Source organism: Pseudooceanicola sp. HF7 (assembly GCF_011806405.1).
Classification (GTDB): Bacteria; Pseudomonadota; Alphaproteobacteria; order Rhodobacterales; family Rhodobacteraceae; genus Pseudooceanicola.
Genome location: NZ_JAATOW010000003.1, coordinates 1 through 13,053, shown reverse-complemented (window position 1 = coordinate 13,053; position 13,053 = coordinate 1). Strand labels below are relative to the sequence as shown.

The 13,053-nt window shown below is 63.8% G+C and carries 11 protein-coding genes and 2 pseudogenes; 5 read left to right on the top strand and 8 right to left on the bottom strand.

The window, feature by feature from the left end; all coding sequences use genetic code 11:
• Nucleotides 1–26 precede the first annotated feature (26 nt).
• The 5 genes and pseudogenes from HCZ97_RS01450 to HCZ97_RS20520 all read left to right on the top strand — a co-directional run.
• Nucleotides 27–638, top strand: a complete 612-nt coding sequence (locus HCZ97_RS01450) for a helix-turn-helix domain-containing protein (protein ID WP_167686897.1) — start codon at nucleotides 27–29, stop codon at nucleotides 636–638.
• A 43-nt stretch (nucleotides 639–681) separates the two neighbouring features.
• On the top strand, nucleotides 682–2,271 hold the full coding sequence (locus HCZ97_RS01445) for an ABC transporter substrate-binding protein (protein ID WP_167686896.1): 1,590 nt from the start codon (nucleotides 682–684) through the stop codon (nucleotides 2,269–2,271).
• Nucleotides 2,272–2,341: 70 nt separating this feature from the next.
• Complete coding sequence (locus HCZ97_RS01440) at nucleotides 2,342–3,436, top strand: Xaa-Pro peptidase family protein (RefSeq protein ID WP_167686895.1); 1,095 nt, start codon at nucleotides 2,342–2,344, stop codon at nucleotides 3,434–3,436.
• A gap of 1,146 nt (nucleotides 3,437–4,582) precedes the next feature.
• Nucleotides 4,583–5,101, top strand: a pseudogene (locus HCZ97_RS20785) (IS3 family transposase); the annotation flags it as partial.
• A gap of 333 nt (nucleotides 5,102–5,434) precedes the next feature.
• Nucleotides 5,435–5,650 (top strand): annotated as a pseudogene (locus HCZ97_RS20520) (IS6 family transposase); the annotation flags it as partial.
• A 79-nt stretch (nucleotides 5,651–5,729) separates the two neighbouring features.
• Here HCZ97_RS20520 and HCZ97_RS20780 read toward each other — a convergent pair.
• The 8 genes from HCZ97_RS20780 to HCZ97_RS01395 form a co-directional block, all read right to left on the bottom strand.
• On the bottom strand, nucleotides 5,730–6,455 hold the full coding sequence (locus HCZ97_RS20780) for an IclR family transcriptional regulator (protein ID WP_167686893.1): 726 nt from the start codon (nucleotides 6,453–6,455) through the stop codon (nucleotides 5,730–5,732).
• 246 nt (nucleotides 6,456–6,701) lie between these two features.
• Complete coding sequence (locus HCZ97_RS01425; protein ID WP_167686892.1) at nucleotides 6,702–8,177, bottom strand: aldehyde dehydrogenase; 1,476 nt, start codon at nucleotides 8,175–8,177, stop codon at nucleotides 6,702–6,704.
• Nucleotides 8,178–8,190: 13 nt separating this feature from the next.
• On the bottom strand, nucleotides 8,191–8,904 hold the full coding sequence (locus HCZ97_RS01420; RefSeq protein ID WP_167686891.1) for an ABC transporter ATP-binding protein: 714 nt from the start codon (nucleotides 8,902–8,904) through the stop codon (nucleotides 8,191–8,193).
• The gene (locus tag HCZ97_RS01415) at nucleotides 8,894–9,667 is read right to left on the bottom strand and encodes an ABC transporter ATP-binding protein (protein ID WP_167686890.1); all 774 of its coding nucleotides are present in this window, start codon (nucleotides 9,665–9,667) and stop codon (nucleotides 8,894–8,896) included. The genes HCZ97_RS01420 and HCZ97_RS01415 overlap by 11 nt, the downstream gene beginning before the upstream one ends.
• On the bottom strand, nucleotides 9,664–10,632 hold the full coding sequence (locus HCZ97_RS01410) for a branched-chain amino acid ABC transporter permease (RefSeq protein WP_254871291.1): 969 nt from the start codon (nucleotides 10,630–10,632) through the stop codon (nucleotides 9,664–9,666). The genes HCZ97_RS01415 and HCZ97_RS01410 overlap by 4 nt, the downstream gene beginning before the upstream one ends.
• Nucleotides 10,629–11,492: a branched-chain amino acid ABC transporter permease gene (locus tag HCZ97_RS01405; protein ID WP_167686889.1), complete on the bottom strand. Its 864-nt coding sequence runs from the start codon at nucleotides 11,490–11,492 to the stop codon at nucleotides 10,629–10,631. The genes HCZ97_RS01410 and HCZ97_RS01405 overlap by 4 nt, the downstream gene beginning before the upstream one ends.
• 68 nt (nucleotides 11,493–11,560) lie before the next feature.
• Nucleotides 11,561–12,727: an ABC transporter substrate-binding protein gene (locus HCZ97_RS01400; RefSeq protein ID WP_167686888.1), complete on the bottom strand. Its 1,167-nt coding sequence runs from the start codon at nucleotides 12,725–12,727 to the stop codon at nucleotides 11,561–11,563.
• A 28-nt stretch (nucleotides 12,728–12,755) separates the two neighbouring features.
• A partial coding sequence (locus HCZ97_RS01395) for an alpha/beta fold hydrolase (RefSeq protein ID WP_167686887.1) occupies nucleotides 12,756–13,053 on the bottom strand: 298 nt, incomplete at its 5' end.

Below are 13,053 nucleotides of genomic sequence, written 5' to 3'. Positions count from 1 at the left end.
CGGAAATGATCTCGGAGGAACGTGCCATGGCACGGGAGAAGCAGAAAGCTGAGCCGCAGCTCGGACCGCTTATTCGCAAGCGCCGAAAGCAGCTTGGGCTGACTCTTCAGGCATTGTGCGACAAGGCGGGTGTCTCTGTCGGCTATCTCAGCCAGGTAGAACGCGACAACGCCACGCCCTCGCTGGGGACGCTGGCGCAGATCGCCGCGGCGCTGGATGTGACGCTGGAATATTTCATCGCCGCCCCCCGCCCAACCGACAGCCTGACGCGCGCCGAAACGCGGCCCCAGTTCTCGCTGAACGGCTCCTCCATCGGGTATGAGAACCTGGCCACCGATTTCCCAGGCGCCGAACTGTCCAGCTACATCCTGCATGTGCCTGCGGGCTATGTGTCAGAGGTGGTCAGCCACGAGGGCGAAGAGATCATCTTTATCCTGGACGGCGAGATAGAGCAGACCCTCGACGGCCAGGTCATCCGGATGAAGGCCGGTGACAGCCTGCATTACAGCGGGTTGCGCGCCCATTCCTGGACCAATCCCACCGACAAGCCCGTCCGGATCCTCTGGACGGGAACCCTGGCCGTGCTGAACCGCAAGGGCGGGATGAAACTACCGGAGATGGCGCAGCTGGAGAGCTGATCAACGCCGTCCCGCTCCACTCAACCCCAACAAGGAGAGCCACATGAACAAGCTGAAATCCGCGCTGTTAGCCTCGGCGCTCGCGCTGCCCCTGGCGGGCACCGCAGCCCTGGCCGACACGCCCGACGGCGTCTTGGTCATCGCCCAGAATATCGACGACATCGTCGCGATCGACCCGGCGCAGGCCTATGAATTCACCTCTGGTGAGCTCGTGACCAACCTCTACGACCGCCTGGTCCAGTACGATGCGGAAGATCCCACCGTCCTGGCCCCCGGCATCGCGACCGACTGGGAGGTCGACGCCGAGGCCAAGACCATCACCTTCACCCTGCGTGACGATGCGGTCTTCAACTCCGGCAACCCGGTGACGGCCGAGGACGTGCTGTTCTCGCTGACCCGCGTGATCAAGCTGAACCTGACGCCCGCCTTCATCCTCGCCCAGCTTGGCTGGACCCCGGAGAACGTGGACGACATGGTCACCGCCGACGGCAATGTCGTCACGGTGAAATACGAGGGCGACTTCTCCCCCGCCTTCGTGCTGAACGTGCTGGCCGCGCGCCCCGCCTCCATCGTCGACAAGGCGCTGGTGATGGAGCACGAGGAAGACGGCGACATGGGCAATGCCTGGCTGAACGCCAACTCGGCAGGCTCCGGTCCCTTCGAGCTGACCGCCTACACCCCCGGTCAGATGGTGCGCATGGCCGCCAACGAGGACTACTTCAAGGGCGCGCCCGAGATGTCCCAGGTGATCATCCGCCACGTGGCCGAAGCCGCCACCCAGCAGCTGCTGCTGGAACAGGGCGACATCGACATGGCCCGCAACCTGACCCCCGACCAGATCGCCTCGCTCTCCAGCGAGGACATCAAGGTGGAGACCTTCCCGCAGGCCGCCGTCCACTTCCTGTCCTTCAACCAGAAGACCGAAAGCCTGACCGATCCCGCCGTCTGGGAAGCCGCGCGCTACCTGGTCGACTACACCGGCATGACCGACACGATCATCAAGGGCCAGATGGAGGTCCACCAGGCCTTCTGGCCGAAGGGTTTCCCCGGCTCCTACGACGAGACGCCCTTCACCTATGATCCGGAGAAGGCCAAGCAGATCCTGGCCGACGCCGGCATCGAGACCCCCATCGAAGTGACGCTGGACGTGATCAACTCCGCCCCCTTCACCGACATGGCGCAATCGCTGCAGGCCAGCTTCGCCGACGCGGGCATCGAGTTCGAAATCCTGCCCGGCACCGGTGCCCAGGTGATCACCAAGTACCGTGAGCGGACCCACCAGGCGATGCTGCTGTACTGGGGCCCGGACTTCATGGACCCGCATTCCAACGCGAAGGCCTTCGCCTACAACGCGGACAACTCGGACGAAAACTACCAGGCCACCACCACCTGGCGGAACGCCTGGGCCGTGCCGGACGAGATCAACGAAGAGACCATGGCCGCCCTGTCGGAAGCCGATCCCGACAAGCGTCTGGACATGTACCGTGACCTGCAGGCCAAGGTGCAGGAGGATTCTCCGATCGTGATCATGTTCCAGGCCTCCTACGAGGTCGCCATGGGCGCGGATGTCTCGGGCTACGTCAACGGCGCGACCTCCGACTTCGTCTACTACCGGCTGGTCGAGAAGGAGTAATCCTTCGACCGCCCGCAAGATCACAGGGTCGCTGGTTCGCCGGCGGCCCGTTTCGTTTCAGGAGTAAAGAATGTCCTATCTGATGCAGGCCGAAGAGCGCCTCTCGCGGCTGCGCGCCCGGATGGCGGAAACCGAAACCGACCTGGTGGTGCTGGGCCCCTCCAGCCACATGGCCTGGCTGACCGGGCTCAACCCGCATGGCGACGAACGCCCCGTGATGCTACTGGTCAGCGCCGATCACGCCGGCTTCCTGATGCCCTCGCTCAACGCTGCCATGGCGAAAGAGGTCACCTCCCTTCCGCTCTTCACCTGGGTCGATGACACGGGTCCCCGCGCCGCGCTGGACGCCCTGCTTGATGCCAGCAACGCCCGCCGTCCCGGCCTCTCGGTTGTCATCGACGAGACCATGCGCGCCGATTTCGCCCTGCTGCTGCTCGACAGCCTGGACAGCCCGCGCCGCCGCTTCACGGACGATACCGTCGGCCTGCTGCGTACCATGAAGGACGAGGGCGAAGCCGCCCGCATCAAGGCCGCGCATCTGCTCAACGATGCTGCCGTCGAAGCCGCCTTCGCCGCCCTGAAGCCGGGCATGACAGAGGCCCAGGTGGTCGAGCTGATCGAGGCGCATTACAAAGCCAATGGCGCCACCGCGGCCTTCTGCTCTGTCTGCTTCGGCGCCAACGGCGCCTTCCCGCACCACCACCCCGGCATCACCGCCCTGGGCGACAACATGGCCGTGCTGATCGACACCGGCTGCGTGCTGGACGGCTATCCCTCGGACATGACCCGCTGCCGCTGGTTCGGCCCCGATCCCGACCCTGAGTTCCTGAAGGTCCGCGACCTGGTCGAAGCCGCCGTGCAGGCCGCCCTTGCCGCCGCGAAACCCGGCGCCCCCGCCAGCGCCGTGGATGCCGCCGCGCGCGATGTCATCACCGAAGGCGGCTACGGCGACCGCTTCCTGCACCGCACCGGCCACGGCCTGGGCATAGACATCCACGAACCGCCCTACATCACCGGCACCTCCGAGACGCCCCTGGCCAAGGGCAATGTCTTCTCTATCGAGCCAGGCATTTACCTTGAGGGCAAGTTCGGCCTGCGCCTGGAAGAGATCGTCATCCTGCGCGAGGACGGCCCCGAGATCTTCTCGGAAATGCCACGGGTCTGAGCCCCCTGGGCACGCCACCGACCCTGCACAATTGCAGGAAACAGCGCGTGCCCCCTCGCCCACTCGTGTCTGACGCCGATAAACCTCCACCAAGGCCGCCGCGCTCCTGCGCGGCGGCCTATGGCAAATGCGGATCTCGACCGCCCGACAGCTGATCGTCAAAACCCGAATCGCAACGCCCCTGTCGACAGAAGAGTGAAAAATCGCAGGATGTACGAAGACATGAAACTGAGGCCCAAGGGCATCTGAAAGACGCGAGCCTATTCAGTGCGCAGCGCCGAAAGGCCGACCATCTCACGTGAGAAGGACCGACCGGCAACCGCGCGTGTTCCCAAATGACCATCCTCTCAGATGTGTCAGCCAGGAAATCACCTATGTGTCAGGGATTTATGGCGGAGACGAAGGGGGAGTAAAATATCTCACAACCAATTGTTATATATTAAAAACATCAAAAAAAATCAAAAAGATATTACGTACCGCACTTTAAACCACATCATCTGTAGGGAAGATCTACTCAGACGCGGCGACGCCGAGGTCTTGCCTTCGATTCTTCGCTCACAACACATGCCTTTAGCCCTTCAACAATCACAGCTTCAGTCTCCTGGACCCGTGGATTAAGCGAGAAAGCAAACTCTTCAACTAGTTCCGCAATTCTTGGGTCTTTCGGGCAGCACATCGGCCAATCGTGCAGTTCATGGGGGTCAGGGTGCTCGCACGCCCTCATCCTTCTAATCCTTAGGAAAAATAATTTTGCCAAAAAGGCACTTGTATTGTGCGCCGCGTCAAGAAGGACTGGTCTGCGAGACAAACCCGAAATTGCCTGGAACATGCCTCTGGAGACAGATGGTTGACCTTACGCTGAATCAAAACGTGCTGAGCTATCCTCCGAAATTCGGCCACTGACATAAGCTACGATTTGCAGTCTGCTGATCTTCGACGAGAAGGAGATCAGAGATGTCGAAACGGAAGCAGCACGCGCCTGAGTTCAAGGCGAAGGTCGCGCTGAAAGCGCTGAAAGGCGAGGGTTGGAGGGATCGTCGCGCCAATGGCGCGGCGTAAGCCCGAACAACGCTGCCGAGCTGGCAAGCCGGTGCGAGGTGCATCTTGAACCGACAGGTGTTTGCCCGCAAACACCGATGGGCGACGATGATCCATCAATGGAAGCGGGCCCTGCTCGAAGGCGCTTCCGGTGTGTTCGAACGCGGGGGCCGCAAGAAGCCGGAGATTGACGCGGAGCAGGTAAAGGAGCTCCAGGCCAAGATCGGGGATCGAGCCATTGGAACGCCATTGGTCCGAGAGACAATGGCGAGACGGTGGCCAACTTTTTTTTGGAACAAAAGCCGAAGCCCCGGGGCGGGAAGTGGGCGGGGGGGCGTGCCGCCATCGGTCCGAGGCCAACCCCGAACCGGCATGATCGAGCCAGACCACCCGGATCTGTCAATCGGCCAGCAGTGCAAGTTGCTGTCGATCGCGCGTTCGTCTTTCTACTACACGCCCAAGGGAGAGACTGAGCAGAACCTCGGCCTGATGAGGACGATCGACGAGCAGTTCCTGGAGACGCCGTTCTTCGGAGTTCGGCAGATGACCTGGCACCTGCGCAACGACGGCCATCTGGTGAACGAGAAACGCACCCGGCGACTGATGCGCCTGATGGGGCTCATGCCGATCTACCAGAAGCCCGACAGGAGCAGGCCAGCGAAGGGTCACAAGACCTATCCCTACCTACTGACTTGGGAGACCGGTTCGGAGACAAAGGCGGCCATCAGGAAATGGCTGACCTTCTACAATCACCAGCGCCCTCGTTCAGCCCTCGGCGGTAAGTCACCAGCACTGGTCTATTGGCAGAGAAATGACATCAAACAACCCGATCAGCAGGTACAAAGAGTAGCTTATTTTACGCCAGATCCTGTCCAAGAGACGGGGAGCAGCTCAACTTCCCAGTCAGGCCGCCAGCAGTTTCGGCAGCCGTACCAGATTGCTGGTCGCCATCGTCAGCAACGGGCCGAAGCTTCGCCTCGGCACACCCGGCGACGAGAGAAGATCATGGGGCGCTTCAAGTCCTCTGGTCAGGCGCAACGGTTCGTCTCAGTTCACGATCAGATGGCCACCTGGTTCCGAGCGCAACGCCATCGCCTCTCCGCCCAGTCATACCGTCATGCGAGGTCTGACGCGTTGAGCCTTTGGGCCGACTATGCGGCAGAACTGGCCGCGTGAAAGCTGTGTTGCCGGATCGTAGCACTCAGGGCCAGACAAGCTGACAAAGCCGTTCCACCAGATGCTGAAAAATGAAGACCTACCGCCCCAACCCAAGAGAGAGCTCCCTTGCGGCATCAATTATCTGTGGCCGCATACGCGCAATATCCTCTTCGCGGAAGCGTTCCCTCGGCCCGGAGAAAGACAGCGCTCCCAGCAGGCGCTCCGATCCAGCGAATACAGGGGCGGCGATGCCCGCACAAAGTTTGTCCCTTTCTCCAAGCGAAATGGCGAAGCACTCCTGCCGGATCAGATCCATATCGCTGCCCTGCTCGGGGGGGTCTCCGAAAGCGCGCAGGATTTTTCCTGCCGCGCCTTTATAAAGCGGCAAGCGATCCCCGACCTGCACACGGTCTAGGGTGGAGTGGTGCGAGTCCAGCCTGAACAGGCACAGCCGCTCGGTCTCGGTCTGGCGCACGTGGAACGAAGGGCTCTCTGTTCCGATCGAGACGAGACGTTCCATAACCGGCAGGAAGTGATGGCGCAGGGGGTTGCTGCGCTCGTAGGCCAGACCAAGCTGCATGATAGTCGGGCCGAGCGCATACTTGGACTCTTCGATCCGGATCACGTAGCCGGCCGATTGCAATGACTCCATCAGTCGCAGGATCGTGCTCTTGTAGAGCCCGGTCGCGCGCGCGATCTCGGAGAGGTTGCGTGGGATCGTGCTGGCTTCGAGAGCCGCGATAATCGAGAGCGCTCGGTTCACTGCCGCAACGCCGCGCGATGATTCGTCCTTGTCGCGACTTGTGTTGTCCTGGGCCGTCACATTTACCTCGACCTATGCGTTGGTTGGATTTGGCGCTACGCCTGAACCTGTCTCGATCGAACCGGGGGATTGGGCCTCGTCGTCGAGAAATTCCTATCAGAAGTGTCCACTGCGACCAACACGTCTTCACCTCCTGCTGATCCGAGGGGCCTCCCCCTCTCTTTTACCGCTTCCCGTAGTCGCCAAATCACCCAAGTCTGCGCGGGAAGCGGCCGCCGAAACGGCCACTTCCGCGTTTTCCGCCTATCAGACAGCCCAATAAAGGCTTTTCATCTGCTGGTAGGCGCGCATCCCCTGAAGGCCCTTCTCGCGCCCCTGCCCGGACAGCTTGAAGCCGCCGAAGGGGGCCGCGATGGAAAGCTGCTTGTAGGTGTTGATCCAGACCGTGCCGGCCTCGAGCGCCCGCGCAACCCGCCAGGCCCGGCGATAGTTTTCGGTCCATATGCCTGCCGCGAGGCCGAAATCGCTGTCGTTGGCCGCACCGACCAGCTCGGCTTCGTCCTCGAAGGTCATGAAGCAGAGCACCGGGCCGAAGATCTCTTCCTGCGCGATCCTGGCAGAATTATCGAGCCCGCCGATGATCGTCGGCTGGAAATAGGCCCCCTCGGCAAAGGCCTCGCCCTCGGGTCGCTCCCCGCCGAAAAGGATCTCTCCGCCCGCCTCGACTCCGGCCTTAACGAAGGATTCGACCCGTTCGCGGTGCGCGAAGGAGGACAGCGGACCGATCACGCTGGAGGGATCGCTGGGGGGGCCCAAGGTCAGTTTGCGGGCGGCGTCGATCAGCAGTGTGCGGAACCGATCCGCGACCGGGGCCTCGACGAACAGCCGGGACCCGGCGACGCAGGATTGCCCGGTGCCGCCGAAGATCCCGCTGGCCACCGATTTTGCCGCCGCTTCCAGGTCGGCATCGGCAAAGACGATATGCGGGGACTTGCCACCGAGCTCCAGGATCAGGGGCACAAGCCGGTCCGACGCGCCGCGCGCGATGCTCTGCCCGGTCGCGGTGCCGCCGGTGAAGCTGATTAGCCCGATGCCGGGATCCTCGACCAGCGCGACCGCGGTCTCGCGGCCGCCGGCGATCACCGACAGCAGCCCCTCCGGCAGCCCTGCCTCGACGACGCATTGTCCAAGGGCCAGCGTCACGAAGGAGGTCGTCTCGGCCGCCTTCAGCACCACCGCGTTGCCCGCCGCGAGCGCCGGCGCGATCTTCTGCGCGCCCATCGTCAGAGGCGAGTTCCAGGGCGTCAGTGCGGCGACCACGCCGACCGGCTCATAGACCTGCATCGTGAAGTAGCCGCCACGCGCGGGCGGCATCGCTTCTTCGCTGCATTCGCAGACCGCGGCGTAGTAGCGGAAGATGCCGGCGGCGGACATCGCCTGCGCATGGCTTTCCTTGCGCGTCTTGCCGTTCTCGCTCATCTGGAGACCGGCAAGGTGATCGGCCTGCCGCTCGATCTCGTCGGCGGCGCGGGACAGGATGCGCGCCCGCTCATGCGGGGGCAACTGGGCCCAGCCGGTGCGGCGCAGCGCCTCGTGACCGGCTTGGATCGTCGCGGCCACCTGTGCCGGACCAGAGGTCCCCACGCGCCCGAGAAGCGCACCGGTCGCCGGGTTCACCACGTCAAGCGGAGGCCCGTCCCCGGCCACCGGGCGCCCGGCGATCAGCAGGTCCTGCATCTGGTCGGCCGGAGGAATCGAGGCCTCCTTCGCGAGAAGCGACATGTTCTTTTCCTTCTTATGTTCCTAGGTAGGCAGCCCGGACTTCCGGACTTTCCAACAGCTCCCGGCCGGTGCCTGTCAGCACGACGGTGCCGGTTTCCAGCACGACGCCGGTCGCGGCGATCGACAGCGCCATCTGGGCGTTCTGCTCGACAAGCAGCACGGTCATCGACATGTCGCGGCTGATTTCCTCGATGAGAACGGCCAGTTCTGCGACAATGATCGGCGCGATCCCAAGCGAGGGTTCGTCCAGCAGCAGGATGCGCGGCTGCGCCATGAGGGCGCGACCAATGGCGCACATCTGCTGCTCCCCGCCCGAAAGCGACCCGGCCATCTGGCGGCGGCGCTCCTTCAGACGGGGGAAGTAGCCGTAAACCCGTTCCAGCATCTGCCGCCGCGCCGCCTTGTCGGAGACCGTGTAGGCCCCCATGATCAGGTTTTCCTCGACGGAGAGCTGGCCGAACAGGCGCCGCCCCTCGGGGGACAGTGCGACGCCGTGGCGCAGCGGATCGCCCGGACGGGGTTGCAGCACATGCTCGCCGACGCGGATCTCTCCCTCGACGGGCTTGAGCAGACCACAGATCGACTTCAGCACGGTGCTCTTGCCCGCACCGTTCGAGCCGACCAGCGCGGCCACTTGCCCCTCGGGGACGTCGAAGCTGACGCCATGCAGGGCGCGGACGGGGCCGTAGTTCACCACCAGATTGCGGACGGAAAGATCACTTCGCATGGTCGGCTCCCAGGTAGGCTTCGATGACTTTTGGATCGTCGCGCACCCTGTCCGGCGCGCCCTCGGCGATCTTCTCGCCGTGGTCGAGAACCACGAGGTGGTCGCAGACCCGCATGATCAGGCGCATGTGGTGTTCGACGATCAGCACGGAGACTCCGAAGCCTTCGCGGATCTCCTTCAACATGGAGCCGAAGCGATCCACCTCGTCGGGATTGAGCCCCGCCGCCGGTTCGTCCAGCAGCAGCAACCCGGGTCGCGTTGCCAGTCCGATCGCCACGCCCAGGCGCTTCTGATGCCCGTAGGCCAGCGTCCCGGCGGCGCGGTCGGCGTGTTCGGTCAGCTCCAGCGCTTCCATCACCTTGTCGACCGTGTCACGTGCGCCTTGCTCGGCCCGCCGGGCCGCGCCGCCACCGAAAAGCATCGACCCCAACCCAAGCGGATGGCGCAGCAGTGCCCCGCGCAGGATGTTCTCGCGCACGCTCGCCTTGGGAAAGGTCGTGGCGGCCTGGAAGGTCCGTGCCAACCCGTGCTGGACGATGCGATGCGGGGGCAATCCAGAGATATCCTGCCCCCGGAAGCGGATCGTGCCGGAGGTCGCCGAGAAGGTCCCGGTGATCAGGTTGAAACAGGTCGTCTTGCCCGCTCCGTTCGGCCCGATCAGGCCGGTGATCGCGTCTTCGGCCACGTTGAAACTGACATCTGACAGGGCGGTGAGACCGCCGAACCGCTTGGTCAGACCGCCGATTTCGAGAAGTGTGCTCACGACCGGTCTCCTTTCCGCGAAAGTTGTGCGGGCAGACCTGCCAGGCCCTGCGGCAGGAACCGCAGCACCGCGATCAGGATAACGCCGTAGATGATGTGCTGGTACTCGACCGCGCCGCGCAGGAACTCCGGCAGCGGGGTCAGGAAGAGCGCGCCGACCAGCGGCCCCCAGAGGGCCAGTCGCCCGCCTGTCACCAACATGATCACGTAAGACACCGACAGCTGGAAGCCGAAGGTCTCGGGCGAGATGAAGCCGACGTAGTGCGCGAGGAAGGCGCCGGAGAAACCGGCGATCGCGCTGCCGAGCGTGAAGGCCAGGTTCTGCGTGCGGGCGGTCGGGATGCCCGAGGCCTCGGCCAGGGCAAGGTTTTCCTCTACCGCGCCGAAACGGCGGCCAAGCTGGCCTTTGCGGATCAGGACCAAAAGGCCCATGACAAGCGCAAGACACAGCAGCGCGAAGGGATAGACCTCCTCGTAGCTCGACAGGGTCATGCCGAAAATCGAGAGCTTGGGGATACCCGCGATGCCGCTGGAACCGCCCGAAAGCGCGGGCACATCCAGCATGATCAGGCGGAACAGCTCGTTCAGCGCGAAGGTGATCAGCACGAAGTAGACACCACGCAGACGCAGTAGCGGAGCGCCGATGACGAAGGCCACGGCCCCGGCAACAAGCGCGCCGGCCGGCAGACCAAGCAGCACGGGCAGGTCGAACCGCGTGACCAGCAGAACCGAGGTATAGGCCCCGAGCCCCGCAAAGGCGGCATGAGCCAGCGACAGCTGGCCGACCCAGGCCGTGACCGCAAGGCCGCCCGTGGCCATGGCCGAGATGCAGACCATGATCGCGATGTGGAAGTGGAAGGTGCTGCCGGTGATCCAGGGGATCACTGCCACCAGCACCAGCGCCGCGGCCCAGAACAGGCCCATCGGCAGCGAACGAGAGGTCGGGTAAGACTTTGCCACGCTCATACCTCGGCCCGCCCCAGCAGACCGGCCGGACGCACCAGAAGCACGCCGATGACCAATGCGAAGATCACGATGTCGGCGGCAGAGGCGCTGACGAAGGACGAGGTGAAGCTTTCGATCAGGCCCAGCAGGATCGCGGCAAGCGCCGCCCCAGGGATCGACCCCAGGCCCCCCAGGATGACCACGATGAAGGCTTTCAGCAGCGGCGTCGCACCGATGAAGGGAGAAACCCCGAAGAGCGGCGCCATCAGGCCGCCCGCCACCGCAGCCAGCGCGATGCCAAGGCCAAGGCCGAGCGGATACATGATTTCAAGCCGGACGCCGAAGACGGCTGCGACTTCCTGGTCCTGGACCAGCGCGCGCAGCGCACGTCCGTGCCGCGTGTGCATCAGGAACAGATAGAAGACCAGCAGGATGACGATGCCGATGCCAAGCGCGAGGGCCCGCGACTTGGGCACGATCAGCGCGCCCCACTTGAACACGCCCGACACCATGGCCGGGAAGGCCTGCGGATCGGGCCCGAAAAGGATCAGCGCCCCGTGCTGCAGGATCATCGCCAACCCGAGGGAAGCGATCATGCCGGACAGCTCGTCATTGCGGAAGGGCCGGAAGACCAGCCTTTCGATCACCGCGCCGAACAGGATCGCGAAGACGATGGTCAGCGCCAGGGTCACCGGATAGGGCAGCCCCAGCCAGGTCACACCGATCAGAGCGCCGAAGGCGCCAAGCATGTAGAATTCGCCATGCGCGAAGTTGACGATGCGCATCACACCGAAGGCCAATGTGAAGCCGATCGCCATTAAAAGGTAGAGTGTTCCCAGGATCACGCCGTTGATCAGCGACTGGGCAATGAGAAAGCTCACGGAAGCTGGTCCTTTTCACAAAAGGGCCGCGCACCGCCCCGGGGGGCGACACGCGGCGGGGGGAGCGCTTATTCGCAGCCTGCGGAAGTGCAGCGGGCGACGATCTCTTCCTGGCCGCCGGTCACCCGGGCGATGTAGAAGGGGCTGTCGAGCTGGTGCGCGATCCCGTAGCGGTCCGCACCCGTCCAGTTCATGGTGCCAAGGATGCCCTCGTAATCCGTGATGTTCTCGTAGGCCGTCTTCACCGCTTCGGTGTCCTCGACCGTGCCGGCGTCCTGCATGGCCTGGAACAGCATCTTGGTCCCGTCGTAGAAGAAGGGCGAGAAACCGTTCATCGGCTCGTTGTAGGTCTCGACGTAGCGGTCTTCGTAGGCCTTGGCGCTGGCCACACCCGGATCGAAGGCCGAGTGGACGAACATCCCTTCGGTGGCCGCTTCGCCCGCGACGTTCACGATCTCCTGGGTCGCGGGACCCCCGGTGCGGATGATCACGCCCTCAAAGCCCAGATCACGGGCCTGTTGCACGATCTGCCCCGCGGTGACCGGAGAGTTGCCGTCAAGCTCGATCGCATCGACGCCCTGGGCAATGATGCGGGTCAGAAGCGGGATGAAGTCGACGCGGTCACGCTCGAAGAATTCTTTCGCCGCAAGGGTCGCGCCCGCCTTTTCATAGGCAGCGGACAAATCCCCCGCGATGGCCTCGCCGGTCTCGTCCTTGGGGAAAAGCGCGCCAACGGTCTTCACGCCCTGGTTGGCTACGATCCAGTCGATCTGCGGCTGCGCCACCTCTGCCGTGGTCGGGTTCGGGCGGAAGGTGTACTGCTTGTCTTCGCCCAGGGCCTGCGCGGTGAAGCCAAGCGTCATCGTGATGACGCCGTTTTCCTCGGTGATCGGCTGGATCGCCAGGATCGGGGCCGAGCCGACGGTGCCGATGATGTACTTCACCTTGTCCTCGAAGACGAGGCGGTTGGCAGCCGTTACGGCCTCGTTGGCCTTGTAGCTGTCGTCATAGGCGATGATCTCGACCTGGTACTTGGTGCCGCCGACCTCGAGGCCGCCGGCCTCGTTGACGTCCTCAGCAGCCATTTCGGCCGCGCGCTTCATGCCGTTGCCCCAGCTTGCGCCAGCGCCCGACATGGTGGTCAGCGCGCCGATCTTCAGGGTCTCCTGCGCCAGCGCGCCGGTCGCGACCATGGCGAGGGCCGAAGCCGCCGCGAGAATAGTTGTCCGTTTCATTCGGGTTCTCCTCCCAATTTCAATGTCTTCAGGTTTCCGCGTCGGCGCCCTGCGCCGGCGGGACCGACCCCGATATCTCCTCAAGAATCGGGGTCAGGCTGCGGGCGAATTGCCCGTAGTTCTCACTCATCGGAAAGTGGCCAAGCCTTTCCATAACCACCGCGCGACAGCCGGGAATGGCCTCTGCGGTGGCCAGCATGTCCTCTGGGCGGCACGAGAAATCGTACTCGCCCGCCATTAGCCAGAGCGGACAGCGTTCGGTGTCGATCCGCGCGATGGTGTCACGCAGATCGCCGTCGACCCGGTAGAACCAGAGGTCGCCCTTG

What these genes read in the sequence shown, in the direction of transcription:
- HCZ97_RS01450 (WP_167686897.1), top strand. Translation starts at nt 27, where the DNA reads ATGGCACGGGAGAAGCAGAAAGCTGAGCCGCAGCTCGGACCGCTTATT.
- HCZ97_RS01445 (WP_167686896.1), top strand. Translation starts at nt 682, where the DNA reads ATGAACAAGCTGAAATCCGCGCTGTTAGCCTCGGCGCTCGCGCTGCCC.
- HCZ97_RS01440 (WP_167686895.1), top strand. Translation starts at nt 2,342, where the DNA reads ATGTCCTATCTGATGCAGGCCGAAGAGCGCCTCTCGCGGCTGCGCGCC.
- HCZ97_RS01425 (WP_167686892.1), bottom strand. Translation starts at nt 8,177, where the DNA reads ATGTCGCTTCTCGCGAAGGAGGCCTCGATTCCTCCGGCCGACCAGATG.
- HCZ97_RS01420 (WP_167686891.1), bottom strand. Translation starts at nt 8,904, where the DNA reads ATGCGAAGTGATCTTTCCGTCCGCAATCTGGTGGTGAACTACGGCCCC.
- HCZ97_RS01410 (WP_254871291.1), bottom strand. Translation starts at nt 10,632, where the DNA reads ATGAGCGTGGCAAAGTCTTACCCGACCTCTCGTTCGCTGCCGATGGGC.
- HCZ97_RS01400 (WP_167686888.1), bottom strand. Translation starts at nt 12,727, where the DNA reads ATGAAACGGACAACTATTCTCGCGGCGGCTTCGGCCCTCGCCATGGTC.